The organism is Enterobacter cloacae complex sp. FDA-CDC-AR_0164 (assembly GCF_003071645.1).
GTDB classification, from domain to species: domain Bacteria; phylum Pseudomonadota; class Gammaproteobacteria; order Enterobacterales; family Enterobacteriaceae; genus Enterobacter; species Enterobacter ludwigii.
Genome location: NZ_CP028950.1, coordinates 3037378 through 3062515, shown reverse-complemented (window position 1 = coordinate 3062515; position 25138 = coordinate 3037378). Strand labels below are relative to the sequence as shown.

Genomic DNA, 25138 nt, shown 5'->3' with positions numbered 1-25138 from the left:
GATAATGGCCGACAATACCGTTAATTCGCCAGCACCAGGGCGCTGGCTTGAACGTCGTTTTGCACTCCGTGCACGCGGGAGCACCGTGCGCACCGAGTGCCTGGCGGGTATCACTGGTTTTCTCGCCGCCGCCTATTTGCTGGTGGTGATCCCGGGGCTGCTGGCCGTGGGAGGAATGGATAAAGGCGCCGCGACCACGGGCACCATTCTGGTCTTCGTTGCCGGGACGCTGCTGATGGCGTTTTACGCCAACCTGCCGTTTATCGTCGGGCCAGGAATTGGTGGCTCGGTGCTGGTCGGGGTGACGCTTGCGGGCAGTGAAAGCATTGGCTGGCAAATTGGTCTGGGTATCGCCTGCTGGTCGGGGATTTTATTCTTTCTGCTGACCCGGTTTGGCCTGCGTGAAGTGGTGACCCGCTCGGTGCCACAGTCCATCAAGCTGGGGCTGACGGCCTCCATCGGTCTGTTTGTCGCCGTACTCGGTTTCCGCAACGCCGGGCTGGTGCTGGCGAATGCCAAAACGAACGCACTGATGTTGGGAGATTTTTTGTCACCCGGTGCACTGGTGGCGTTACTCGGCCTGTTCCTGGCTATCGGCCTGCAGGCTCGTCGTATTCCGGGTGCGATCCTGTGGGCTATCCTGCTCGCGACCCTCGTGGGTATTCCGATGGGCGTCACGAAATTACCCGCCAGTTTTATCGATGTGCCCCACTCCATTGCTCCCGTCCTTGGGCATGTCGATATGCTGGGCGCGCTGAATATTGCTTTTCTGCCATTCCTGTTTGTCTTCTTCGCCTCCGAGTTTTTCTCCACCATGGGAACAACGCTGGCGGTGGGCGGGGAAGCAGGGCTGCTGGATGAAGAAGGCAATATGCCAAACATTAACCGCCCGTTTATGGTGGACTCCATTGCCGCCGCGATTGGCCCGTGGGTAGGCATTCCTGCCGCCACGGCGCTGATTGAATCGTCCGCAGCCGCGGAAGCCGGCGGCAAAACCGGCATGACCGCGCTGGCCGCGGCGGTAATGTTCCTGCTGATGCTGCTGTTTACCCCTGTGGCGCTGATGATCCCGAAAGAAGCCACGGCGCCCGCCCTGATCCTCATCGGGCTGAATATGTTTAGCGGTCTACGTAAGGTTGATTTGGCGAACTTCACCGACGGCTTGCCGGTGTTGATGATGGTGATGATTACGCTGATTGCCAACAGTTTCGGGACCGGTATTGCGGGCGGGCTGCTGTTTTATATCGTTATCAAAGCGATAGCCGGGAAATGGCGCGATATCCCCGTCGGTCTTTGGATCCTCGCCATTCCCCTGGTGTATTACTTCGCCACGCTGGTGAAGCACTAACCCTCACGCCTCTTTTCCTTCGGGGTATAGCCGTAGTCGAAATGGCTATACCCCGCGCTGTAATACAGCGCCGCAGATTTCACGATATCATTGAGAATGGCACCGTTCACCTGCACACCCATCTGCTGCAGACGCTTTACACAGTTTTCCGTCTCTTTCACGTTGGTTTTACCAAAGCGGGCAACCAATAACGTGGTTGCGGCCACTCTGGCAATCAGCACCGCATCGGTCACGGCCAGCACCGGCGGTGTATCAACGATAACAACGTCATAGTGTGCGTTCATCCCCGACATCACCTCCTGGAAGCGTTCTCCCATGAGCAGCTCCACGGGACGTAACGGCTGGGGACCACAGGTCAGAACATCAAAGCCCGCCTTATCAACGCGCTGGATCGCCTCCTGCCACGCCACATTTCCCTCAAGGACAGCGGATAATCCGTGATGGTTGTTCAGCTTAAAGAGATTATGCACATAGCCTTTACGCATATCCGCATCGATAAAGAGCACCCGCTTTCCGGCCTGAGCCGCTATTGATGCCAGTGACGTGCTGACCAGCGTTTTGCCGCAATTCTGTGTGGGGCCCGTAATCACCACGATCTGGTTTGAGGCGTCCATCATCGTGAAGTGCAGGCTGGTACGCAGTCCGCGCATCGCTTCAACAAACATATCCGCTGGCCGGTCTGTGGGCAGGAAGGGGATATCCGAAGTTTTGTGTTTCCCGTGGGGCGCCAAAAAGTGCTTTCGGCGCAAATGCGTTTTTTTCCACAGCCAGACCGAGCGCGGCAGCGTCGCCAGAACCGGCATCCCCTGCTCTTCTATTTGCTCTGACGAGGTGATCCCTCGCCGACAGGCAGTACGAACCAACACCCAACCCATGGAGACCATCAGCCCTAGCAGCACACCAGGCAGAATAATAAGCGCTTTACGGGGCTTTATTGGCTCAGGTTGCGTAACCGCGGTATCAATGATCCGCACGTTGCCGATAGCGCTGGAGCGTGAAATGTTCAGTTCCTGTTGGCGTGTCAGCAGCTGCAGGTAAATGGTACGCCCGGACTCGACATCACGGCTAAGGCGCAACACTTCCTGCTGGGTAGAAGGCATAGATGAAACCCGGCTGTTCAGGCGCGCGCGTCCCTCTTCGAGCGTTTGTCGCTTCTCCCGTAATGCGCGATAGGTCGGGTGATCCTTTTTGAAAAGCTGAGAAACCTCTGCCTCACGAAAAGTCAGTTCGTTGAGCTGATTTTCCACGTTAACGACCTGATCCAGTACGGACTTCGCCTCAAGGGATAAGTCGACGGAATCGCGCTTCGCCCGATAGGCATTCAGTCGTGCTTCGGCCTCATCCAGTTCGTGACGGACCTTAGGCAACTGCTCCTGTAAAAACGCCAGACTTCGGGAATCCTGTGCCTCCTGGCGCGCAATATTCTGGCTGAGATAATTTTCAGCAATCGTATTGAGCACCACCGCTATCCTGTCCGGGTCTTCACCCGTCAGCGTCAGGGTGATCATACCGCTCTGTTTACCGGATTCCGCGACAAAGAGTCTCTTCTGCAGCGCGTTAATTGCCTCAAGCCTGGTGAAGGCATGAAGGGTAAATTGGGTCCCCGGCTCCGCGCTGAGCGAGGTCACCAGAAGCGTGATCCCGTCTTTCACCAGCCGTTTGCCAACCCTACCGTCAGCCTTAAGCGTCTCCCCTTCCAGGCGATACCGGCCCTGCCCCAGCACGGTCAGGACAACCGCTTGCGGTTTCCCCTCCTGCTGGGGCAGGTTAAGCTCACCTATCGTCATGTTGCCCGGTTTGCTGCCTCCTAGACGTTCCCAGAGGCGCCCCACAACCGGGAGAACGCGCTGTTTTACCTGATATGTCAGCCCCAGATTATCAACGGTTCCCCCCAGGATCATGCGCGATTTAAGCAGCAACAGTTCAGGTTCAGCGTCGGGTGAAAGGTCAGACCCAAACTGGCTTAAGCTTTTAAGCAACGAGTTGTCCTGCTTTGCTTCTATCTGTACCAGGGCATCCGCCTGGTAGACCGGCGTGGCGCTAAACGCGTAGAGCCCCGCGCACACCGTAAACAGGAGCGTGACCAGCCCGATTAGCATGCGGTGATCAATCATCTCAGCAAGTAGCTGCATAAGATCGATTTCATTACTGTGCGGTGCGGCAGCACCGTATTTGTCTGATGTATGAGAAGACATTAACGCTTCATTCCTTTTTGACCCACACGACGAGCCCATTCCTGACTGGCTTTTACCAGCTGCCCGAAAACATATTCAAACGCTTCACGACTTTTGCGGTAAGGATCGGGAATGTCCCTGTTTTCCAGCCATTGGCCAAACAGCAGCGATTTTCCGCGACATTCGGGCGACACAGCGGCAATAAAACGCAGGTGCTCCGGCTCCATCACCAGAATCAAATCGGAGGTTTGCAACATGCTGCGCGTCATCTTGCGTGCCACGTGCCCCTCCAGCGAAACGCCGTAACACCGGGCCACCTCCCGTGCAGTTGCATCCGCCGGGCGTCCTTCAAATCCGTAAATCCCAGCCGATGTCACGAGTCTGCCGGGCAGCTGTTGTCGCAACAGCCGCTCCCCCATCGGCGAACGGCAAATATTGCCGGTGCAAACCACTAAGATTGAGTTAAACATTATTGCGGCCATGAACGAATGAAGCGGACGGTTTCGGTCAGGTCATGGACACCGCTGATGGTGGGTACCAGCTGCGTGATCACGCGATTCCAGCGTGACAAGGGCGCGGTGGTGACGTAGACAATGTCATACGGTTCAAGCTGGAATTCCGTCCCCAGTACCATCGCGGAGGCATCCTTCGCATTGAGCTGATAGATATTGGCAATTTTGTCCGTCGCCCCTTTTTTCGCTACCGAGCGAATAACAAAAATCCCGGTTGCATCGGCCATATTCTGATCCAGCCCGCCTGCATTCCCCAGGGCTTCCGCCAGGGTCATTCCGCTACGATCCATCTTCAACGTGCTCTGCTTCACCACCTCGCCCATCACGAACACTTTTAAGGCATCGTTACGCGGAACAAAGAGGATATCGCCCGGATACAGCAGCTTATTCTGGCTTAAATCACCATGCTGCATCAGCGCATAGAGCGAAAGGCGCGCGTCCTGGCCATTATGCGTGAGGACCACGTTACGCCAGTCGGCATCCGCGGAAAGCCCACCTGCGGCGTTGACCGCGTCCATTACCGTCAACGGAATATTGGTTATCGGTTGCTGGCCTGATTTTGCCACCTCTCCTGTCACATAGGCTTTTTGTGAGCGGAAAGACGCCACGCTGACATCCACCTGCGGGCTCTCAATGACCTTCTCCAGTTGCGCGGTGATTGCTTCACGCACCTGCGCGACCGTTTTGCCTGCAACATGCAGTTTTCCGACGTAGGGATAGAAGAGCGTTCCATCCGCATTCACCCAGTTACCCGCGTCACTCGCGGTACGATACTGCCCTGCGGGCGTGGTTAATTCCGGATGATCCCAGACGGTGACCGTCAGGATGTCGCCGGTGCCTATGCGGTATTCCCAGTTTTTGACCTGCTCATCCAGAGTAGGATTTGCCTGAGATTTGAGGACAGGCGGTCGCAATTTTTCAACGAGCGCCGGGGTCAGGGGATAAATTTCCACGTGTTGATCGAGCTGATAATTCGCTTCTCCGTCAGCCATGACTTTTTTCCCGGTAATGCTGAGATCCTGACCTGGCGAAAATACGCAACCAGTTAACTGGCCGACTGAAAGAAATAAAAGTGAAAATAGCGTTGTATTTTTCATTTATATAAAAAGTTCTTTTATTGTTGTGTTTGTTGTTAAACAGATAAAAAATAAATTCATTTACATTAAAATTTTCAACGGGTTATTGTTTTAGCGGACGTATTACAAAAAACAGACAACGTTTCCCTTCATGGCGATAAAAAAGCAAAATCGTTCCCATTCTTTTGAAAAAAATGGAAAGAGATTGATGTCATACGGAGGCGATATTAAATGTTCTTACGTGGGAAAGCATGCGTTGAACAGTCCATTTGCGAAGTGAGAAGGTATTTTCAGAATTGATTAATGAAATAATAAATATTGGAAATATCAAATTCGGGAGATATTGACTGTAGTGATACTGCGCGCGTCATTACGACTACACAAAACCGTCCACTTTTGTTACATTTTTTTTCAAACACACCATGCTTTGGTACTTAAAATGGACTGTCTGCCTCGCGTTCCATGAACCCGCAGACGAAAAGTATCTGTAACGATATCACTGGAGAAAAAATGGCTAAGCGTAAATTGCTGCTTCTGGGTGTATTACTGTCTCTGGCGGGTTCCGCGTTTTCTGCCCCGCAAACCGCCGCTGCGCCATCAGGCATTAAAGCCTATGAGGAACAAGAGTTCATCGCTGATTTCACCAAATTCAAGATTGGCGACACCGCACCGGCGCAGTATCAAACGCCTGAGTACACCATTAAACAGTACCAGCTGCGTAACCTGCCGGCCCCGGATGCGGGTACCCACTGGACCTATATGGGCGAGAACTACGTCCTGATTGGCGATGCAGATGGCAAAATCTACAAAGCCTACAATGGAGATATCTTCTATCACCGCTAATGACATTTTAATCCGGCCCTGGCAGGAGAGCGATCGCCCCTTTTTGCGAACACTCTATCTCCACGCGCGGCGCGAGGCCTGGCCATGGCTGGACGGTTCCGAGTGGCAGCTTGAAGACTTTGACGCGGCAACCCGCGACGAAGTGATTTGGGTGGCCGTTCAGGACGGGCATCGACTGGGTTTTGCTTCGGTGTGGACGAACGACAATTTCCTGCACAATCTGTTTGTCGATCCGCAGTATCAAGGTCTGGGCGTCGGTCATTCGCTCCTTGAACAGGTGCAAAACGCGTTCACCAGTACGGGTTCGCTGAAGTGTCTGGTAAAGAATGACCGGGCTGTTGCCTTTTACCAGCGCCATGGCTGGCATATTGAAGCGAAGGGTGACTCGCCGGAAGGTGAGTACTTTTTAATGCATTACGTACAGCGTTAAACGCGGGTGACGCTTCGCTGAGCCGGCCTACAACACGTTATTTCCGTAGGCCGGGTCAGGCGCAAACGCCGCCCGGCAATTCAGACTAAAGCACTCACACCGCGCGAAACGCAATTTCACTCGGGATGACTTCGCCCTGCCAGTAAAGCTGCGCCGCAACGCGCCCCGCCAGCTGTCGATACATCTCTGCAAATTCACTGTCCGGACGGCTGACGACCGTCGGCTTCCCGCTGTCCAGATCTTCACGCAGCGAGATGTGCAGCGGCATCTGCCCAAGCAGTTGGGTGTGATACTGCGCAGCCAGTTTTTCTGCCCCACCGGTGCCAAAGATAGGCTCATGGTGTCCGCAGTTGCTGCAGATATGCATACTCATGTTCTCGACAATACCCAGCACCGGCACGTCCACTTTCTCGAACATCACGATGCCTTTTTTGGCGTCGATCAGCGCGATATCCTGCGGGGTGGTCACCACGACCGCTCCCGTGACCGGAATGTTTTGCGCCAGCGTCAGCTGAATGTCACCGGTGCCCGGCGGCATATCCAGCACCAGATAATCCAGATCGGGCCACATTGTCTCCTGCAGCATCTGCATCAGCGCTTTGCTGGCCATCGGGCCACGCCACACCATGGCGTTATCGTCAGTCACCAGATAACCAATGGAGTTGGTTGCCAGACCGTGGGCCATGATCGGTGCCATGTGCGTGCCATCCGGCGAGGTTGGGCGCTGGTTTTCCGCGCCCAGCATGTTAGGCACAGACGGTCCGTAAATATCGGCGTCCAGAATACCGACTTTCGCCCCTTCGGCTGCCAGCGCGAGCGCCAGGTTTACCGCCGTGGAGGATTTACCCACCCCACCCTTGCCTGAACTGACGGCAATGATGTTTTTCACGCCGTTCACGCCCGGGTGGTTTTTCACACGCTTGAGGGTGGCGATGCTGTGGGTCAGCTTCCAGTCAATGGCTTTCGCGCCGGTAATGCGCAACAGCTCAGAGCTGGTTTGCTCTTTCAGCGCGTCAAACGCGCTGGTCCAGACGAAGGGCATCTGCAACTCGATGTGCAGCGTATCGTCCAGCCATGCGACATGGTGTAACGCTTTCAGCGTGGTGAGATTGTGCTTCAGGGTTGGATGCTGAAAGTTAGCCAGCGTCCCGGCGACCATTGCTCTTAAGGCTTCCGGTGATTTGGCCTGGGATTGAGAACTCATCCCGACTCCTTTGTTCTTGTGAATAAGACCTTAGATGAACAAGTTTACCTGAAAGGCCGTGGTTTGTGCTTACTTAATAATGCCCCTTTTGGTAATATCAAAAACCCTTTTCACAGTTAAAAGAAGTAATGCCTACTATGACTCAAGTCGCGAAGAAAATTCTGGTAACGTGCGCACTGCCGTACGCCAACGGCTCAATCCACCTCGGCCACATGCTGGAGCATATCCAGGCTGATGTCTGGGTCCGTTACCAGCGAATGCGCGGCCACGAGGTTAACTTCATCTGTGCGGACGATGCCCACGGCACGCCGATCATGCTGAAAGCGCAGCAGTTGGGGATCTCCCCAGAGCAGATGATTGCCGAAATGAGTCAGGAGCATCAGACCGATTTTGCGGGCTTTGACATCAGCTATGACAACTATCACTCCACGCACAGCGACGAAAACCGTGAGCTGTCGGAGCTGATCTACTCTCGCCTGAAAGAGAACGGTTTTATTAAAAACCGCACCATCTCTCAGCTGTACGATCCGGAAAAAGGCATGTTCCTGCCGGACCGCTTTGTCAAAGGTACCTGCCCGAAATGTAAATCACCGGATCAGTATGGCGATAACTGCGAAGTGTGCGGCGCAACCTACAGCCCGACCGAGCTTATCGATCCGAAATCTGTTGTTTCGGGTGCCACACCGGTAATGCGTGATTCCGAGCACTTCTTCTTCGACCTGCCGTCCTTCAGCGAAATGCTGCAGGCGTGGACCCGCAGCGGCGCGCTGCAGGAGCAAGTCGCGAATAAAATGCAGGAGTGGTTCGAATCCGGTCTGCAGCAGTGGGATATCTCCCGCGATGCACCGTACTTCGGTTTCGAAATTCCGAACGCACCGGGTAAATACTTCTACGTCTGGCTGGATGCGCCAATCGGGTACATGGGTTCCTTCAAGAACCTGTGCGACAAGCGCGGCGACACCGTCAGCTTTGACGAATACTGGAAGAAAGATTCCGACGCCGAGCTGTATCACTTTATCGGCAAAGACATTGTTTACTTCCACAGCCTGTTCTGGCCGGCGATGCTGGAAGGCAGTAACTTCCGTAAACCAACCAACCTGTTTGTGCACGGCTATGTGACGGTCAACGGCGCGAAGATGTCCAAATCTCGCGGTACGTTCATTAAAGCCAGCACCTGGCTGAACCACTTCGACGCGGACAGCCTGCGTTATTACTACACGGCGAAGCTCTCTTCCCGCATCGACGATATCGACCTGAACCTGGAAGATTTCGTGCAGCGCGTGAACGCCGACATCGTCAACAAAGTCGTGAACCTGGCTTCCCGTAACGCAGGCTTTATCGCCAAGCGTTTCGACGGCGTGCTGTCTGCCGAACTGGCCGATCCTGAGCTGTACAAAACCTTCACCGACGCCGCCGCGGCGGTTGGCGAAGCCTGGGAAAGCCGTGAGTTCGGTAAAGCAATTCGTGAAATCATGGCGCTGGCTGACGTGGCTAACCGCTACGTTGACGAGCAGGCTCCGTGGGTTGTCGCGAAACAGGAAGGCCGCGACGCCGACCTGCAGGCGATCTGCACCATGGGCCTGAACATGTTCCGCGTGCTGATGACCTGGCTGAAGCCGGTACTGCCACAGCTGGCCTCCCGCGCTGAAGCGTTCCTCAACACCGAGCTGACCTGGGATGCTATCCAGCAGCCGCTGCTCGGTCACAAGGTGAATACCTTCAAGGCGCTGTACAACCGCATCGAGATGAAGCAGGTAGAATCCCTGGTGGAAGCGTCTAAAGAAGAGGTGAAGGCTGCCGCTGCGCCGGTGACCGGCCCGCTGGCAGACGATCCGATTCAGGAGACCATTACCTTTGATGATTTCGCCAAGGTCGATCTGCGTGTCGCACTGATTGAAAACGCGGAATTTGTCGAAGGCTCGGACAAACTGCTGCGCCTGACGCTGGATCTGGGCGGTGAGAAGCGTAACGTCTTCTCCGGAATCCGTTCTGCCTATCCTGATCCGCAGGTGCTGATTGGCCGTCAGACCGTGATGGTCGCCAACCTGGCACCGCGCAAAATGCGCTTCGGCATCTCGGAAGGCATGGTGATGGCGGCAGGTCCTGGCGGGAAAGATATCTTCCTGTTAAGCCCTGATGAAGGCGCCAAACCAGGTCAGCAGGTGAAATAATAAAAAAGCCGGAGATAATCTCCGGCTTTTTTTTGCCTCTTCATCCTTCACGCCCCGGTACCACTCACGGCTTAGCGTGATGCACCCGGTGAGTCAGTCCGCGTAAAAAATAACGCAAAAACTGGTCGCCGCACTCGCGGTAGTTCTTATGGTCCGGCGCACGCATCATGGCGGTGATCTCCGGCATCGACACGCGGTGCTTCTGCTCTGTCATAATCGCCAGAATGTCGTCTGTTTTCAGTGAAAACGCGATACGCAGCTTTTTCAGCACCGTGTTGTTATTCACCCGACGCTCAAGCGCCAGTTCTGGTGCTGAGTCATCTTTCCCGCGCTTGTCGTAGATGAGGCCGTTCAGGAAGCCAGACAGGATAATGTCAGGGCAGCGAACAAACCCCTCTTCATCCTCTTTTGTCATCCAGGTGTCGAAACCGGCAGAGGTGGACTCCATGCCAGCAAGCGCAAGAATGCGCACCATATCGTTATTGTTTGCTTTCAGGGTGTAGCGCAGGCTACGGAGAATATCATTACTGAGCATGGGTGCCTTTAACTTAACTGTCGATGATGCAATGGGGCGCAGTGTACCAGTTTTACAGGCCGATCGCCTCTTTCAAACTCTTAAGGTAGCGGCGACTGACGGGGACGGTTTGCCCGGCACGCAGCACCAGCTCTGCCTGTCCGTTGTCTTCCAGCCGGATCTCTTTCAGGTGCGCCATGTTCACCAGATACTGGCGATGGCAACGAACGAGCGGCGTTCGGCTCTCCAGCGTCCGCAGCGTCAGCTCGGTAAAGCCTTCGTTCCCCTCCGCGCTGGTAACAAATACGCCGCTCAAACGGCTGCTGACAAACGCCACATCGTCCATCTGCAGAAGGTAAATCCGACTGTGGCCGGTGCACGGGATAAACTTCAGCGGCTGCTGGTTTTCCGGCAACAGCGTGACATCCTGCACGGTGCGCTCCTGGCGCAAACGGCTGAGGGTCTTTTCAAGACGCTTCTCTTCAATCGGTTTCAGTAAATAATCGAATGCGTGCTCCTCAAAGGCTTTGACGGCGTATTCATCGAAGGCGGTCAAAAACACAATGTAGGGGCGATGCTCCGGGTCGAGCATTCCGACCATCTCCAGGCCGCTAATTCGGGGCATCTGAATGTCGAGGAACAGCACGTCCGGGCGCAGTTTGTGCACGGCGCCAATGGCCTCAATGGCGTTTGCGCACTCCCCCACAATCTCAATGTCAGGCTGCTCCTGCAACAGAACGCGCAGGTTTTCCCGTGCTAACGGCTCATCATCCACAATCAGCACTCTTAGCATGCGTTTTCCTCCAGCGGCAGTCGTAACGTAATACGGGTGAATCGGTCGGGCTCGCAGGCCACGGTAATGCCACAGTCATCACCAAAGTGCGCGCGCAGGCGTTTATCCACCAGGCTCATCCCTAATCCGCCTGAGGTGGAAGGCACGTAAAGCCCGGCGTTATCTTCAATATCCAGCACCAGATGATGGTTAAAGCGGCTGGCGGAAATGGTGATCTCCCCAATCCCCAACAGCTGTGACGTACCGTGTTTTATGGCGTTTTCCACAATAGGCTGCAGGGTAAAGGCCGGAAGATGCTGATACGCCAGCTCATCCGGGACGGATAACGAGACCTGCAGACGAGTCTGGAAGCGAGCCTGCTCAATCTGCAGATAGGCATTAACGTGTTCTATTTCATCGGCCAGGGTCACAATCTCGGACGGACGTTTAAGGTTTTTGCGGAAAAACGTCGACAGGAACTGAACCAGCTGCGCGGCCTGATCGCTGTCGCGGCGGATCACCGCTTTGAGCGTATTAAGCGCATTGAACAGGAAATGCGGATTCACCTGAGCGTGCAGGAGTTTAATTTCGGATTGCGTCAGCAACGCTTTCTGACGCTCATACTGCCCGGCGAGGATCTGCGCGGAGAGTAGCTGAGCGATGCCCTCTCCCAGCGTACGGTTGATAGAGCTGAACAGACGGTTTTTCGCTTCATAAAGCTTGATGGTGCCCATTACCCGCTGGTTTTCCCCGCGCAGCGGAATGACCAGCGTGGAGCCCAGTTTACACTGCGGGTGCAGCGAACAGCGGTAAGGAACTTCGTTGCCGTCGGCATACACCACTTCGCCGGTTTCAATGGCGCGCAGCGTATAGGCGGAGGAGATCGGTTTCCCGGGCAGATGGTGGTCGTCGCCCGTGCCGGTAAAAGCCAGCAACCGTTCACGGTCGGTTATCGCCACCGCGCCGATATCCAGCTCCTTATAAAGCACCTGCGCCACCTTCATGCTGTTCTCTTCGTTAAAGCCCTGACGCAGGATCCCCTCCGTCGAGGCGGCGACCTTCAGGGCCGTCGCGGAAAACGCCGAGGTGTACTTCTCAAACATGGCGCGCTTGTCGAGCAAAATACGCATAAACAGCGCAGCACCGACGGTATTCGTCACCATCATCGGGGCGGCGATATTGCTCACCAGATGGAGCGCATCGTCAAACGGCCGGGCAATCAGCAAGATGATGGCCATTTGCGCCATTTCAGCGACAAAGGTGATCGCCCCGGCGGTGAGCGGGCTAAAGACTTTATCCGGACGACCGCGCTTAATCATGTAGCTGTGAACCAGTCCGCCGAGCAGCCCTTCGACGATCGTTGAGATCATACAGCTTAGCGCCGTCATGCCGCCCATCGAATACCGATGCAGGCCACCGGTTAACCCGACCAGCCCACCGACCACAGGGCCGCCAAGCAGCCCTCCCATCACGGCACCGATGGCTCGCGTATTGGCAATGGAGTCTTCGATATGGAGACCAAAATAGGTTCCCATAATGCAGAAAATAGAGAAGGTCACGTAGCAGAGCAGCTTGTGCGGCAGGCGTACGGTAACTTGCATCAGCGGAATGAACAGACGCGTTTTACTCATCAACCAGGCGATGACAAGAAACACGCACATCTGCTGAAGCAACAGCAGCACCAGATTAAACTCGTACATACTCAAAACCGCACACCCTCAAAACGCGTAACATACACTGCTGGCGGTAAACTTTCTTTGAAGCGCGGCAAAAAAGCTGCAATTCGTGCCCGGCATCACACCTTTTGCCGAACCTAACGCCTGCTTCGCATTATTCGTGCAAAAAACAACCATTTCTTCCTGGTTCAGTAAACAGGGACTACAGTTAAGCTGGGGACGCGTAAGCCAGGGGGCGAATATGGCGCTTTACACAATCGGTGAAGTGGCACTCCTTTGTGATATCAATCCCGTCACGCTACGGGCATGGCAGCGACGGTATGGATTACTCAAACCGCAGAGAACGGACGGAGGCCATCGTCTCTTCAACGATGCCGATATCGACCGGATCCGCGAGATCAAAAGCTGGATCGATAACGGTGTGCAGGTTGGCAAAGTGAAATCCCTGCTCAGCCATGACGATCCTGACACGCAGCTTCTCTGGCGCGAACAACAGGAAACGTTGCTGCGCCTTCTGCAGGCGGGCAATCTGCAGCGCTTGCGTGCATGGATAAAAGAGCAAGGGCGCGATTATCCCGCGCAAACGCTGATCACGCATCTTTTCATCCCGCTCCGTCGACGCCTGCAGTGCCAGCAGACCACCCTGCAGGCGCTGCTGAGTATGCTCGACGGCGTCCTGATCAACTATATTGCCGTCTGCCTTGCCTCGGCGAAGAACAAGCACGGAAAAGACGCGCTGGTGGTCGGCTGGAACGTGCACGATACTACTCGTCTGTGGCTGGAGGCCTGGATTGCCACCCAGAATGGCTGGCGCGTTGACGTCCTTGTGCACTCGCTGGCGCAATTTCGCCCTGAATTGTTCGACGGCCAGACCCTGCTGGTCTGGTGCGGAGAAGTGCCTTCCGCCTCGCAGCAACAGCTGATGACGGAATGGCGTGAACATGGCTACCCGGTTTACTCGCTTGGCCCGGAAGAGCCGTAACGGCATTTAATGGTTCATTAACAGCTGCGCTTCACCGTATAATTGTTCCGTTAACAACAGGAGCACATGATGAAGGCAACCAAACTGGCCGTAATTACCCTTTTTGTTCTGATGGCCGTAAGCGGTATCGGTGGCGTGATGCTGGCCGGGTATTCGTTTATTGTTCGTGGCGGTGTCGGCTGAGATACTGCGCCAGACGCTCAAAAACGCGATCGACGACGATTGCCGCCAGCGCGACCAGCAACGCCCCCTGCACAATATAGGCCGTATTGAACCCGCTTAAGCCGATGATAATCGGCGTTCCCAGGGTATTGGCTCCCACCGTCGACGCAATGGTCGCCGTCCCGATATTGATGATCACCGACGTACGGATCCCCGCAAGGATGACCGGTGCCGCCAGGGGGAGTTCAACTTTGCGCAGCCGCTCTGCGCGACTCATCCCCATCCCTTCAGCAACGCTCAGTACCGACGCAGGTACCGCCGCAATACCGGCCAGTGTACCCTGCAGAATGGGCAACACACCGTATAAAATCAGCGCAATGATGGCAGGTTGCTGACCAAAGCCCATCACCGGCACTGCAATCGCCAGCACCGCCACCGGCGGAAACGTTTGGCCAATCGCCGCAATGGTCTCCACCAGCGGGCGAAACTCCCGGCCCGCGGGGCGCGTGACCGCGATGCCCGCCCCCACGCCCAGTACAATAGCGACGGCACTTGAGAGCACCACCAGCCAGAGATGGGCCAGGGCGAGATTAATAAAACTCTCCTGCTGATACACCGGGCGCGGCAAGTCGGGGAAGAGCGTGCTAAACAGCGCCGCGCTGTGCGGCATCAGAAACAGCAAAGCGACAAAGAGCACGACCAGCCAGAACAGCGGATCACGAAGTGCCTTCACGTGTCACCTCCCCTGCCAGCAGATCGCGAAAATGCAGGGTGCCACTTGGCGCGCCCCGGGCATCCGCAACGGGCAACACTTCACACTGACGGGCAACAAACGCCGAAAGCGCATCCCGCAAGCTCATCTGTTCCTGCAGAGGCTCGCCACGCACCGTCGCGTCCTGTCGACGCATATAGTCGCTGACCGTACGCAGCGAGAGCAGCCTGACGCCCAGCTCGCTGCGGCCAAAAAACTCACGCACAAAATCGTTTTTCGGCCAGGTCAGCAGCTCAAGCGGCGTCCCCTGCTGCACCACCTCGCCATGGTCCATCAGCACCAGATGGTCAGCCAGACGCAGCGCCTCATCGATATCGTGCGTCACAAGAATGATTGTTCGCCCCAGAATGCGATGAATGCGGGTCATTTCCGCCTGCAGTGCGGCGCGCGTGACCGGATCCAGCGCGCCGAAGGGTTCATCCATCAGTAACACCTGCGGATTGGCCGCCAGCGCACGCGCCACGCCCACCCGCTGCTGCTGGCCTCCGGAAAGCTGGTGCGGGTAGCGGTCACGCAGCGCAGGTTCTAACCCGAGCAGAGACATCAGTTCATCAACCCGGTCGGCAGTTTTTGCCCGCGACCATTTCTCCAGCTGTAGCACGGTGGCGATGTTCTGCGCGACCGTCCAGTGCGGAAACAGGCCGATAGACTGGATGGCATACCCCATACGACGACGCAGTTCCAGCACAGGCAGGCTGCGGATCTCCTCTCCGGCAAAGCGGATCAGACCGCTGTCGTGCTCAACCAGGCGGTTAATCATCTTCAGGGTGGTGGATTTTCCCGATCCCGATGTGCCAATCAGCACGGAAAATGCGCCCTCGGCAAAATTCAGGTTGAGATGGCTTGCCGCCGGACGACCCGCAAAGGTTTTACTGACATCGTGAAATTCAATCATTGGCTCTTCTCCTGAGCAGCGCGAGCCATAAGGCAAACAGCGCGTCGATGACAACCGCCAGCGCAATCGTGGGCACCACGCCCAATAACACCAGGTCCAGGGCGCTACTCAACAGCCCCTGGAAAACCAGCGCGCCAAAGCCGCCCGCGCCAATCAGCGCCGCAATCACCGCCATACCAACGGTTTGCACCGCCACCACCCGCAGGCTGCGCAGCAGCAGGGGCAAAGCCAGCGGCAGCTGGATCTTCCAGAAACATTGTCTCGCGCTCATCCCCATTGCATGGGCACTTTCCAGCACGTCCGGCGCGACCTGGCTCAGCCCGGCCACCACGCCGCGCACCAGCGGCAGCAGCGCATAGAGCACCAGCGCGATAAGGGCTGGCGTTAAACCGGTTCCGGCGATCCCCATCGTTCCCAGCACCGGGAACGACTTCACCAGCCCGGCCAGCGGAGCAATCAACAGGCCAAACAGAGCGATGGACGGGATGGTCTGAATCACATTCAGTACGGCAAACACCCCACCCTGACGTGAAGGGTGGCGATAGCACCACATACCCAGCGGTATGCCGAGCAGTAAGGCCGGGATCAGGGTGCCGAAGAGGATCGTGAGGTGTTGCGCCAGGGCGTCATTAAACACCTCCTGACGGTTGGCGTACTCTTTTAACAGCGAGAGATTATTCAGCTCACCGCTAAACAGCAGCAGCAATGGAATACACCATATCTGGGCATTGAGTATCCAGCGCCAGACGGATGTTGATATAAGACGGCGAATAGCATCGCTGCAGGCCAGCAGACACAGCGCCAGCCAGAGCCACAAACCGCTACCCACAGAAGTTCTTGCCAGCGGATTTTCCGCCGAGGTCATGTGCGTTGCTGCAAGTCCGCCTCCCCAGAATAAGACGATAAACAGCCCTTCACAAAGGAGCAGCGTCAGCCACTGGGCCGTGCGTCCTTGCCAGAGCGACAACGCAACCCATGCGCCCAGCGCCGCCACCAGCAACCACGGCGTAAATGACCAGACCTGCCAGAGCGAGCGACTCTCCCCCGACATCAGGCGATTCGGGGCCACATTCACAAACGGTAACGCGACCGCCGCGATGGCCACACAGGCCAACAGCAGCAGTACGCGGTTATGACATTTTATTGGCACAGCCCTGTCCTGTTACTTCACAAGCCCTTGTTGTTTCAGGAAATCGGCGGCCACTTTTTTGGCATCCAGTCCCTCAACGGCAATGCTGGCATTCAGCTGTTGCAGCGTTTTTGCATCCAGCTTTTCGAAGACCGGTTTGAGCCATTCAGCAATATCCGGGTACGCTTTAAGTACCGCTTCCCGCACGACAGGTGCCGGGGCGTAAATCGGCTGGACGCCTTTTGGATCGGTTAAGGTTTGCAGGCCAAGCGCCGCGACCGGGCCGTCGGTGCCGTAAGCCATCGCCGCATTAACGCCCGACGTTTGCTGCGCAGCGGCTTTGATGGTCACCGCGGTATCACCGCCCGCCAGAGAGAGCAGCTGGGCCTGATCCAGTTTGAAATCATAGGCTTTTTCAAACGCCGGCAGTGCATCCGGACGCTCAATAAACTCAGCGGAAGCCGCAAGCTTAAAGTCACCCTTCTCTTTCAGGTAGCGACTCAAATCCGCAAGCGAGGTCAGCTTTCCTTTCTCCGCCACGTCCTTGCGCACCGCGATGGTCCAGGTATTGTTGGCCGGCGCCGGCGTCAGCCAGACCAGCTTATTTTGCTCAGCGTCGAGTTTTTTGACTTTTTCATACCCGGCTTTGGCATTTTTCCACGCCGGATCGTTTTCATCTTTGAAGAAGAACGCGCCGTTGCCGGTGTATTCCGGGTAGATATCCAGCTCGCCGGAGGTAATCGCGCCGCGTACCACAGGCGTGGTTCCCAGCTGGACTTTATTGACGGTTTTAACACCGTGGCTTTCCAGTACCTGCAGAATAATGTTACCGAGCAACGCACCTTCGGTATCTATCTTGGAACCCACTTTTACCGGTTCTGCCGCCTGTAATGGCAGACTCAGCGCCGCCAGTAACACCGCTGAACCCAACATCCCCTTTGCAATCGTCATTCCACTGTCCTCATTTTTTTGCTGCCTTTTTCAGAGGCTTGAGAGAAAAGCGTAGCTTAAAACGGCGGAATTAACCGTCAAAATGCCTTTTTAACATAAGGTAAGACGCATCCCCCGCAAAGCGGGGGATGCAAGGGAGGGAAATGTCAGAGCAGCTCGAACTCGCCTTTATTAACGCGGGCGGAATCGACCCCGATAAAGACGTTAAACTTGCCGGGCTCCGCATCATATTTCATCTGCTGGTTCCAGAACTTCAGCGCATCCACGTCGATGGGGAAGCTGATGGTTTTGGTTTCGCCCGGCTTCAGGTTGACCTTCTCGAAGCCACGCAGCTGTTTCACCGGACGGCTCATGGAGGCGGTCACATCCTGGACGTACATCTGAATGACCGTTGCCCCTTCGCGTTTACCGGTGTTGCTCACCTCGACGCTTGCGGTAACTTTGCCGTCACGCTTCAGGGTCGGCGCAGACATTTTGACGTCAGAAACCTTGAAGGTGGTGTAGCTCAGACCGTAACCAAACGGATACAGCGGGCCGTTCGCTTCATCGAAGTAACGGGAGGTGTACTTATTCGGTTTGTCGGCGTTGTACGGACGGCCGGTATTCAGGTGGCTGTAGTAAACCGGGATCTGCCCGACCGAGCGCGGGAAGGACATTGGCAGCTTGCCTGACGGGTTGTAATCGCCAAACAGCACGTCGGCAATCGCGTTACCGCCTTCAGTACCGGCGAACCAGGTTTCCAGGATCGCGTCGGCCTGCTGGTCTTCTTTGACCAGCGCCAGCGGACGACCGTTCATCAGCACCAGCACCAGCGGCTTGCCGGTCGCCTTCAGAGCGGCAATCAGATCGCGCTGGCTTTGCGGAATGGTGATGTCGGTACGGCTGGAGGCCTCATGCGCCATCCCCTGCGCTTCACCCACTACCGCGACAACCACGTCAGATTGCTTAGCGGTGTTCACCGCTTCATCAATCATCTCTTTCGGCGAACGCGGATCGACCTTCACCGCCTCTTCGTACTGATTGAGGAAGGTGACAATGTCTTTATCGTTGGTGACGTTCGCCCCTTTGGCGTAAACCACTTTCGCGTTCTCACCCACGGCGTTCTTGATACCGGTCAGCACCGTGACGGACTGATCGGCCACCCCCGCTGCAGACCAGCTCCCCATCACGTCGCGCTTGCTGTCAGCCAGCGGGCCCACCACGGCAATGGTGCCGGATTTCTTCAGCGGCAGCGTGTCGAGGCGGTTTTTCAGCAGCACCAGGCTTTCGCGTGCCACATCGCGGGCCTCTTTGCGGTGCAGACGGCTTTCCGCGTTGGTGTCTACCGGGTCAGAATCTTTCGGCCCCAGGTGGCTGTACGGGTCGTTAAACAGCCCCATATCATATTTCACGTTCAGCACGTGGCGCGTGGCGTCATCCAGCTCCGCCATGGTCACCTTACCGCTCTTCACCAGCCCCGGCAGGTATTTACTGTAGTACTCGTCGCTCATGCTCATGTTGATGCCGGACTTGAGCGCCACGCGTACCGCATCTTCCGGATCGGAGGCGGTACCGTGCTTAATGAGCTCTTTAATGGCGCCGTGGTCAGAGACGGTGATGCCCTTAAAGCCCCACTGGTCACGCAGAACGTCTTTCAGCAGCCACGAATCGGAGGTCGCCGGCGTGCCGTTGAGGGAGTTCAGCGCCACCATCACCGCGCCGCTGCCGGCATCCAGCCCCGCTTTGTACGGTGGCATGTAGTCGTTGAACAGCCGCTGCGGGCTCATATCCACGGTGTTGTACTCTTTACCGCCTTCCACGGCGCCATAGGCCGCGAAGTGTTTGACGCTGGTCATCACCGCGTAGCGATCTGCCGGGCTCTTGCCCTGCATCGCTTCCACCATGGTTTTCCCCATCGTGGCTGTTAAATAGGTATCTTCACCGAACCCTTCTGAGCCGCGGCCCCAGCGCGGATCGCGGGAGACGTCCACCATCGGTGCCCAGGTCATATTCAGGCCATCATCCGCCGCTTCATAGGCAGAAACGCGCCCCACGGTTTTCACCGCATCAAGGTTAAAGGACGATGCCAGACCAAGGCTAATCGGGAAGACGGTACGCTGACCGTGCACCACGTCATAGGCGAAGAACAGCGGAATTTTCAGGCGGCTGAGTTCCATCACCTGATCCTGCATTTTGCGGATATCCGGGCGGGTGACGGTGTTAAAAATAGCCCCGACCTGCCCGTCTTTGATCATCTCGCGGATGGCCTCTTTCGGGTTATCCGGGCCGACGCTGATAAGACGCAACTGGCCAATTTTCTCATCGACCGTCATTTTCTTGAGCAATTCCGTGACAAACGCGTCCCGGGCTTCAGGCGTGAGCGGGTGATTGCCAAACAAATCCTCTGCCAGCGCAGGTTGCAGCGCCAGGCTGACGGCGACACCTACAGAACATAGCCATTTCATGTCGTTTTACTCTCTCATCAATAACCGCCGGAAGAACTCGGCCAGACCGTGCGAAAAGCGCAGTGTGCCACAAACCCTCAGATCGTTGCAGGGTTATTCTCTGATTTTTCTCGTGAATACTCGACCGCTTAACAGTTAATCGCGCTATGCTTTACAGCGAGAAATTTGCCCCACCACAAGGAGTGGAAGATGTCTTCTGTTCGAACTCACGATAACACGACGTTTATTAACGAACTGTCGCGCCTGGTTGGCTCCTCTCACCTGCTTACCGACCCGGCAAAAACCGCCCGCTACCGTAAGGGCTTTCGTTCCGGTCAGGGCGAGGCGCTGGCGGTGGTGTTTCCCGGCACGCTGCTTGAACTCTGGCGCGTCCTGAGCGCCTGCGTGGCCGCCGACAAAATTATTCTCATGCAGGCGGCTAACACGGGCCTGACTGAAGGCTCAACGCCGAACGGCAACGATTACGATCGTGACATCGTGATCATCAGCACCCTGCGTCTCGACAAACTGCATCTGCTGGATAAAGGCGAGCAGGTGCTCGCGTTCCCTGGCACGACGCTCTACTCCCTTGAAAAAGCGCTTAAGCCGCTGGGACGCGAACCGCATTCGGTCATTGGCTCATCCTGTATTGGCGCCTCCGTGATCGGCGGGATCTGCAATAACTCCGGCGGTTCGCTGGTGCAGCGCGGCCCGGCTTACACCGAGATGTCACTTTTTGCCCGTATCGACGAAAACGGCAAGCTGACCCTGGTCAACCATCTGGGCATTGATCTTGGCGTTACGCCGGAGCAGATCCTGAGTAAGCTCGACGACGATCGGGTGAAAGATGAAGACGTCCAGCACGACGGTCGTCATGCTCACGACCACGATTACATCACCCGCGTGCGGGACATCGAAGCGGATACCCCGGCACGTTACAACGCCGACCCTGACCGCCTGTTTGAATCTTCGGGCTGTGCGGGCAAGCTGGCTGTTTTTGCCGTGCGCCTCGACACCTTCCCGGCCGAGAAAAAACAGCAGGTGTTCTACATCGGCACCAATCAGCCGGACGTGCTGACCGAGATCCGTCGTCATATTCTGGGCGAGTTCGCTCACCTGCCGGTGGCGGGCGAGTACATGCACCGTGATATTTATGACATCGCGGAACGCTACGGCAAAGATACGTTCCTGATGATCGACAAGCTCGGCACCGATAAAATGCCGTTCTTCTTCACCATGAAGGGCCGTACCGACGCGATGCTGGAAAAAGTGCCGCTGTTTAAACCCCACTTTACCGACCGCTTTATGCAGAAACTGGGCAACGTCTTCCCGTCACATCTGCCGGAGCGGATGAAAACCTGGCGCGATAAGTACGAGCATCACCTGCTGCTGAAAATGGCCGGGGACGGAATTGCCGAAGCGCAAACCTGGCTTAGTGAATTCTTCAAAACTGCCGAAGGCGATTTCTTTGCCTGTACCCCTGAAGAGGGCAGCAAAGCCTTCCTGCACCGTTTCGCCGCTGCGGGTGCCGCCATTCGTTATCAGGCGGTGCATTCAGACGAGGTGGAAGACATTCTGGCGCTGGATATCGCCCTTCGCCGCAACGATACCGAGTGGTTTGAACACCTGCCGCCGGAAATCGACAGCAAGCTGGTCCACAAGCTCTATTACGGCCACTTTATGTGCTACGTCTTCCACCAGGATTACATCGTTAAGAAAGGGGTCGATGCGCACGCGCTGAAAGAGCAGATGCTCGCGCTGCTGCACGCGCGAGGCGCACAATATCCTGCGGAACATAACGTGGGGCATCTTTATAAGGCTCCTGACGCACTTAAGCAGTTTTATCGCGAGAATGACCCCACAAACAGCATGAACCCCGGCATTGGTAAAACAACGCGGAATAAATACTGGAAAGAGAGTCCTGACGCGGAGCAGCCCGTGACGCAAGCGTCTGATTAATTCCCACAGCCAAATTTGAGAGATTGTTAAGCGCGCCTTAATCGTACTAGAGTAGCGTTCTGTCGCCGGAGAAACGTTTCTCCGGCATCTGTTACGAGGAGCAGGCACATCATGTCGGCTGTTGATATTTTATCCGAAACCGAAGTGGAAGTGCGCGATGCCCTTCCCGACGATGTGCATGCTATCGCCGCTATCTACGCCTGGCATGTGCTTCACGGGCGCGCATCCTTTGAAGAAGTTCCCCCCACCATTGATGAAATGCGTCAGCGAATGAAAAGCGTAGACGAGAACGGCTTACCGTGGCTTGTCGCGCTGTATCGCGGCATCGTCGTAGGCTACTGCTACGCGACACCTTACCGTCCGCGCCATGCCTATCGTTACACTCTGGAAGAGTCGATTTACGTGGATGCGAGTACTACCGGTCGTGGTTTTGGCTCCGTCCTGATGGATGCGCTGATCGCCCGCTGCGAGCAAGGACCGTGGCGGCAGATGATTGCCGTTGTGGGGGATGGCAACAACAATGCCGGCTCGTTACGGCTGCATAAGAAATACGGCTTCGAAATCGTCGGTCAGTTACGCAGCGTCGGGTATAAGAAAGGTGACTGGCGGGATACGGTGATCATGCAGCGCTCACTCAATGACGGAGACTGGACGCTGCCGGAGTAAGGCGCAGCGAGGTCTGTTGCCCTCTCCCGCGGGAGAGGGCGAAAACACAGTCATTAGCAATCCGGCTCAGTCGTTCTGGGCGGTTGCCATCTGCTCTGCTTTCTGCTTTTTGTAGGTCAACGCCGCGGCCGGTACCGGCTGCACTTTCCCCGTCTCAATCCAGGTACGCAGTCGGCTTGCATCCGCGAAGTGGGTGTATTTACCAAAGGCATCCATCACCACCAGCGCCACCGGTTTACCGTTGAATACGGTACGCATCACCAGGCAGTGTCCCGCCGCGTTAGTAAACCCGGTTTTCGTTAACTGAATATTCCAGTTATCCCGGTACACCAGATGGTTAGTATTACGGAACGGCAGCGAATAGGCCGGGTTAGCAAAGGTCGCCATCTCTTCACGGGTCGTACTGAGCTGACCAATCAGCGGGTACTGTTTGCTGGCAATCAGCAGTTTTGTCAGGTCGCGGGCCGTGGAGACGTTGTGAATCGACAGGCCAGTCGGCTCGACGTAACGGGTATTGGTCATCCCCAGCGATTTGGCTTTTGCGTTCATCGCACGAATAAATGCGTCGTAGCCACCCGGATAGTGGTGGGCCAGGCTCGCCGCTGCGCGGTTTTCAGAAGACATCAGCGCCAGCAGCAGCATATTTTTACGGCTGATTTCGCTGTTCAGTCGCACGCGGGAGTAGATCCCTTTCATCTCCGGCGTATGGCTGATATCCACTTTCAGTTTTTCGTCCAGCGGCAGATGTGCATCAAGCACCACCATCGCGGTCATTAATTTGGTAATCGAAGCGATCGGGCGTACCAGATCCGGATGGCTGGCGTAAATCACCTTATTGGTGTTGAGATCAACAATCATCGCACTGCCGGAAGCGATTTGCGGCTGGGCAGCAGCGGTGGTCACGGCGGGCGTTTTGGCGATCGCTGGCGCGGCAGCGGACGCTCCCAGCAACAGGGCCAGGCTAAGTAAAGAGACTCGGAATTTCAGCATGGTGAGACTTCTGATAATTATTCACGCACGTTATGACGTACACCGCCTGTGTCGATGGAGAAACGCAGGCTGGCTTCGGCATCATAGCGGTCACCGGGCTTTGTCGCCAGAGGATAATCGTGAACAGATGCTGCATTGCTGGCATTTACGCCAGCAATGCAGTGAGCCTAGAAGAGACGGTATCCATAACCCCACAGAATAACCGTCAGAGCCAGTAGCGCTTCCAGCACCAGCACGCCGATGGCGAGCGTTGAACTGGAGAAGCTCAGGCCCTCTTCTTTATTGATATTAAGGAAGGTTGGTACCCCCAGATACAGCAGATAACCGGTGTAAAAGAGGGCAATAGTACCGATCAGCGCGCACAACCAGACCAGTGGGTACAGCGCCACAATACCGCTTAAGAACAGCGGCGTCGCGACATACCCGGCGAAAACCATACAGTGTGCCAGCGATGGACGTTGCGGATAGTTACGCGCCATCCAGTGAATGACACGCCCCATGACAGCCACACCCGCCAGCATCAGGCCATAAAAGAGAATGGCCAGTGAAAGACCAGTAAACCAGGAAAGCTGAACCACGGTGCCATCACCAAAGTTCCAGCCGATTTGTGTTGTGCCAATAAACGCGCAGATTACAGGCACCGCCGCCATCAGCAGCACATGATGCGTGTAATGATGCGAGACCGTTTCGTTCTCCGTTTTGATGACATGCATTTCACGATCGGGATGGGAGAAAAGTCCCCAGACATGGTTCATAACGCCCCCTTGTTGTCGGCCCGTCAGCGATATCTTAAGTATAATGCAGGCCTGAGATTATTTTATGTACAGTGGGAAATTTCCGTTGATTGCCCCGTTATTGATTCATGGGGTATATGATTAACCGAGGCATAATAAGGGAGATGACATTGACGTAATGGATATCAACAGTCTTATTGAACACTATGGATACGCTGCACTGGTCGTTGGCAGCGTGGCGGAAGGAGAAACCATCACGCTGCTCGGCGGGGTGGCCGCGCATCAGGGGTTACTCAAATTCCCACTCGTTGTTGCCGCAGTCGCACTCGGCGGGATGATTGGCGATCAGCTGCTCTACTTTCTGGGACTGCGCTTTGGCCCCACGCTTTTGAAGCGCTTTTCAAAGCACCGCAAGAAAATTCACCGTGCCCAACGGCTTATCCAGCGTCACCCTTACCTGTTCGTGATTGGCACCCGTTTTATGTACGGCTTTCGGATTATCGGCCCAATACTGATTGGCGCCAGCCATTTACCGCCGAAAATTTTCCTGCCGCTGAACATCCTTGGCGCGATTGCCTGGGCCCTGATCTTTACCACGCTCGGTTATGTGGGTGGAGAAGTGATTGGTCCGTGGCTGCATAATGTTGACCAGCATCTGAAGCACTGGGCATGGGTTATCCTGATTGTCGTGGTGGTAATTGCGGTCCGGCTGTGGCTGAAGCATCGGGAAAAGACGCGGGATGAAGAGTAAGTGC

23 protein-coding genes are annotated in these 25138 nt (G+C 55.9%); 9 read left to right on the top strand and 14 right to left on the bottom strand.

All coding sequences use genetic code 11. The annotated features are described in order from the left end of the window. Positions 1-4: 4 nt before the first annotated feature. Positions 5-1348, top strand: a complete 1344-nt coding sequence (locus AM410_RS15030; protein WP_032680607.1) for an NCS2 family permease — start codon at positions 5-7, stop codon at positions 1346-1348. Here the strand turns inward: AM410_RS15030 and AM410_RS15025 are convergent. Genes AM410_RS15025 through AM410_RS15015 form a run of 3 tightly spaced genes read right to left on the bottom strand, consistent with a single transcriptional unit; the run spans position 1345 to position 5131 of the window. Further along, complete coding sequence (locus AM410_RS15025; RefSeq protein WP_032680606.1) at positions 1345-3543, bottom strand: polysaccharide biosynthesis tyrosine autokinase; 2199 nt, start codon at positions 3541-3543, stop codon at positions 1345-1347. The genes AM410_RS15030 and AM410_RS15025 overlap by 4 nt on opposite strands. Further along, positions 3543-3992: an arsenate reductase/protein-tyrosine-phosphatase family protein gene (locus AM410_RS15020; RefSeq protein WP_020883220.1), complete on the bottom strand. Its 450-nt coding sequence runs from the start codon at positions 3990-3992 to the stop codon at positions 3543-3545. Before AM410_RS15020 ends, AM410_RS15025 begins: the two co-directional genes overlap by 1 nt. Next, on the bottom strand, positions 3992-5131 hold the full coding sequence (locus AM410_RS15015) for a polysaccharide export protein (protein WP_032680605.1): 1140 nt from the start codon (positions 5129-5131) through the stop codon (positions 3992-3994). The genes AM410_RS15020 and AM410_RS15015 overlap by 1 nt, the downstream gene beginning before the upstream one ends. A gap of 489 nt (positions 5132-5620) precedes the next feature. Between AM410_RS15015 and AM410_RS15010 the strand changes: the two genes are divergently transcribed. Together AM410_RS15010 and AM410_RS15005 are read left to right on the top strand one after the other, a co-directional pair. Then, positions 5621-5953 carry an RcnB family protein gene (locus tag AM410_RS15010; RefSeq protein ID WP_008500887.1) on the top strand — a complete coding sequence of 111 codons (333 nt, stop codon included), beginning with the start codon at positions 5621-5623 and terminating at the stop codon, positions 5951-5953. Then, a complete protein-coding gene (locus AM410_RS15005) occupies positions 5928-6383 on the top strand; it encodes a GNAT family N-acetyltransferase (RefSeq protein WP_369797149.1) in 456 nt (151 codons plus the stop codon). The genes AM410_RS15010 and AM410_RS15005 overlap by 26 nt, the downstream gene beginning before the upstream one ends. 94 nt (positions 6384-6477) lie before the next feature. Here AM410_RS15005 and apbC read toward each other — a convergent pair whose 3' ends face one another. Continuing rightward, positions 6478-7587, bottom strand: a complete 1110-nt coding sequence (gene apbC / locus AM410_RS15000) for an iron-sulfur cluster carrier protein ApbC (protein WP_020883218.1) — start codon at positions 7585-7587, stop codon at positions 6478-6480. A gap of 137 nt (positions 7588-7724) precedes the next feature. On the opposite strand from apbC, the gene metG reads away from it, so the two are divergent. Then, complete coding sequence (gene metG, locus AM410_RS14995; RefSeq protein ID WP_020883217.1) at positions 7725-9758, top strand: methionine--tRNA ligase; 2034 nt, start codon at positions 7725-7727, stop codon at positions 9756-9758. Positions 9759-9822: 64 nt separating this feature from the next. Here the strand turns inward: metG and AM410_RS14990 are convergent, their stop codons facing one another. Genes AM410_RS14990 through AM410_RS14980 form a run of 3 tightly spaced genes read right to left on the bottom strand, consistent with a single transcriptional unit; the run spans position 9823 to position 12744 of the window. Further along, positions 9823-10293, bottom strand: coding sequence for a DUF1456 family protein (locus AM410_RS14990; RefSeq protein ID WP_014170878.1), 471 nt, complete (start codon positions 10291-10293; stop codon positions 9823-9825). A gap of 52 nt (positions 10294-10345) precedes the next feature. Next, positions 10346-11065, bottom strand: a complete 720-nt coding sequence (btsR, locus tag AM410_RS14985; protein WP_020883216.1) for a two-component system response regulator BtsR — start codon at positions 11063-11065, stop codon at positions 10346-10348. After that, the gene (locus AM410_RS14980; protein WP_025203652.1) at positions 11059-12744 is read right to left on the bottom strand and encodes a sensor histidine kinase; all 1686 of its coding nucleotides are present in this window, start codon (positions 12742-12744) and stop codon (positions 11059-11061) included. The genes btsR and AM410_RS14980 overlap by 7 nt, the downstream gene beginning before the upstream one ends. Positions 12745-12961: 217 nt before the next feature. Between AM410_RS14980 and mlrA the strand changes: the two genes are divergently transcribed. Both mlrA and AM410_RS14970 read left to right on the top strand, forming a co-directional pair. After that, the gene (gene mlrA / locus AM410_RS14975) at positions 12962-13702 is read left to right on the top strand and encodes an HTH-type transcriptional regulator MlrA (RefSeq protein WP_020883214.1); all 741 of its coding nucleotides are present in this window, start codon (positions 12962-12964) and stop codon (positions 13700-13702) included. Between the two features lie 69 nt (positions 13703-13771). Then, positions 13772-13885: a protein YohO gene (locus tag AM410_RS14970; protein ID WP_010433613.1), complete on the top strand. Its 114-nt coding sequence runs from the start codon at positions 13772-13774 to the stop codon at positions 13883-13885. On the opposite strand, the gene AM410_RS14965 is transcribed toward AM410_RS14970, so the two are convergent. From AM410_RS14965 to bglX, 5 genes are all read right to left on the bottom strand, one after another. Beyond that, complete coding sequence (locus AM410_RS14965) at positions 13860-14597, bottom strand: ABC transporter permease (protein WP_032680602.1); 738 nt, start codon at positions 14595-14597, stop codon at positions 13860-13862. The two genes, AM410_RS14970 and AM410_RS14965, sit on opposite strands and share 26 nt — an antisense overlap. Continuing rightward, on the bottom strand, positions 14581-15531 hold the full coding sequence (locus AM410_RS14960; protein WP_032680601.1) for an ABC transporter ATP-binding protein: 951 nt from the start codon (positions 15529-15531) through the stop codon (positions 14581-14583). Before AM410_RS14960 ends, AM410_RS14965 begins: the two co-directional genes overlap by 17 nt. Then, positions 15524-16681: an ABC transporter permease gene (locus tag AM410_RS14955; RefSeq protein ID WP_108648014.1), complete on the bottom strand. Its 1158-nt coding sequence runs from the start codon at positions 16679-16681 to the stop codon at positions 15524-15526. The genes AM410_RS14960 and AM410_RS14955 overlap by 8 nt, the downstream gene beginning before the upstream one ends. Positions 16682-16693: 12 nt before the next feature. Then, a complete protein-coding gene (gene osmF / locus AM410_RS14950; protein WP_014170886.1) occupies positions 16694-17611 on the bottom strand; it encodes a glycine betaine ABC transporter substrate-binding protein OsmF in 918 nt (305 codons plus the stop codon). A gap of 146 nt (positions 17612-17757) precedes the next feature. Then, a complete protein-coding gene (bglX, locus tag AM410_RS14945) occupies positions 17758-20055 on the bottom strand; it encodes a beta-glucosidase BglX (protein ID WP_032678566.1) in 2298 nt (765 codons plus the stop codon). A gap of 189 nt (positions 20056-20244) precedes the next feature. On the opposite strand from bglX, the gene dld reads away from it, so the two are divergent. Further along, positions 20245-21993, top strand: coding sequence for a D-lactate dehydrogenase (dld, locus tag AM410_RS14940; protein ID WP_020883209.1), 1749 nt, complete (start codon positions 20245-20247; stop codon positions 21991-21993). Between the two features lie 111 nt (positions 21994-22104). Further along, complete coding sequence (locus AM410_RS14935) at positions 22105-22659, top strand: GNAT family N-acetyltransferase (RefSeq protein ID WP_032680597.1); 555 nt, start codon at positions 22105-22107, stop codon at positions 22657-22659. Positions 22660-22725: 66 nt separating this feature from the next. Here AM410_RS14935 and pbpG read toward each other — a convergent pair whose 3' ends face one another. Beyond that, the gene (gene pbpG / locus AM410_RS14930; protein ID WP_014170890.1) at positions 22726-23649 is read right to left on the bottom strand and encodes a D-alanyl-D-alanine endopeptidase; all 924 of its coding nucleotides are present in this window, start codon (positions 23647-23649) and stop codon (positions 22726-22728) included. Positions 23650-23816: 167 nt separating this feature from the next. Next, positions 23817-24404, bottom strand: a complete 588-nt coding sequence (locus tag AM410_RS14925) for a Yip1 family protein (RefSeq protein ID WP_014170891.1) — start codon at positions 24402-24404, stop codon at positions 23817-23819. 157 nt (positions 24405-24561) lie between these two features. On the opposite strand from AM410_RS14925, the gene AM410_RS14920 reads away from it, so the two are divergent. Beyond that, positions 24562-25134, top strand: coding sequence for a DedA family protein (locus AM410_RS14920; protein WP_020883206.1), 573 nt, complete (start codon positions 24562-24564; stop codon positions 25132-25134). Positions 25135-25138: the final 4 nt, after the last annotated feature.

Bases quoted from the DNA above. Each gene is read 5' to 3' on its own strand.
- AM410_RS14990 (WP_014170878.1), bottom strand. From the start codon at position 10,293: ATGCTCAGTAATGATATTCTCCGTAGCCTGCGCTACACCCTGAAAGCA.
- AM410_RS15010 (WP_008500887.1), top strand. From the start codon at position 5,621: ATGGCTAAGCGTAAATTGCTGCTTCTGGGTGTATTACTGTCTCTGGCG.
- pbpG (WP_014170890.1), bottom strand. From the start codon at position 23,649: ATGCTGAAATTCCGAGTCTCTTTACTTAGCCTGGCCCTGTTGCTGGGA.
- AM410_RS15030 (WP_032680607.1), top strand. From the start codon at position 5: ATGGCCGACAATACCGTTAATTCGCCAGCACCAGGGCGCTGGCTTGAA.
- AM410_RS15005 (WP_369797149.1), top strand. From the start codon at position 5,928: ATGGAGATATCTTCTATCACCGCTAATGACATTTTAATCCGGCCCTGG.
- AM410_RS14980 (WP_025203652.1), bottom strand. From the start codon at position 12,744: ATGTACGAGTTTAATCTGGTGCTGCTGTTGCTTCAGCAGATGTGCGTG.
- AM410_RS14935 (WP_032680597.1), top strand. From the start codon at position 22,105: ATGTCGGCTGTTGATATTTTATCCGAAACCGAAGTGGAAGTGCGCGAT.
- AM410_RS14960 (WP_032680601.1), bottom strand. From the start codon at position 15,531: ATGATTGAATTTCACGATGTCAGTAAAACCTTTGCGGGTCGTCCGGCG.
- AM410_RS15020 (WP_020883220.1), bottom strand. From the start codon at position 3,992: ATGTTTAACTCAATCTTAGTGGTTTGCACCGGCAATATTTGCCGTTCG.
- AM410_RS14970 (WP_010433613.1), top strand. From the start codon at position 13,772: ATGAAGGCAACCAAACTGGCCGTAATTACCCTTTTTGTTCTGATGGCC.
- mlrA (WP_020883214.1), top strand. From the start codon at position 12,962: ATGGCGCTTTACACAATCGGTGAAGTGGCACTCCTTTGTGATATCAAT.
- AM410_RS14920 (WP_020883206.1), top strand. From the start codon at position 24,562: ATGGATATCAACAGTCTTATTGAACACTATGGATACGCTGCACTGGTC.
- dld (WP_020883209.1), top strand. From the start codon at position 20,245: ATGTCTTCTGTTCGAACTCACGATAACACGACGTTTATTAACGAACTG.
- AM410_RS15025 (WP_032680606.1), bottom strand. From the start codon at position 3,543: ATGTCTTCTCATACATCAGACAAATACGGTGCTGCCGCACCGCACAGT.
- AM410_RS14925 (WP_014170891.1), bottom strand. From the start codon at position 24,404: ATGAACCATGTCTGGGGACTTTTCTCCCATCCCGATCGTGAAATGCAT.
- metG (WP_020883217.1), top strand. From the start codon at position 7,725: ATGACTCAAGTCGCGAAGAAAATTCTGGTAACGTGCGCACTGCCGTAC.
- apbC (WP_020883218.1), bottom strand. From the start codon at position 7,587: ATGAGTTCTCAATCCCAGGCCAAATCACCGGAAGCCTTAAGAGCAATG.
- AM410_RS15015 (WP_032680605.1), bottom strand. From the start codon at position 5,131: ATGAAAAATACAACGCTATTTTCACTTTTATTTCTTTCAGTCGGCCAG.
- btsR (WP_020883216.1), bottom strand. From the start codon at position 11,065: ATGCTAAGAGTGCTGATTGTGGATGATGAGCCGTTAGCACGGGAAAAC.
- bglX (WP_032678566.1), bottom strand. From the start codon at position 20,055: ATGAAATGGCTATGTTCTGTAGGTGTCGCCGTCAGCCTGGCGCTGCAA.
- osmF (WP_014170886.1), bottom strand. From the start codon at position 17,611: ATGACGATTGCAAAGGGGATGTTGGGTTCAGCGGTGTTACTGGCGGCG.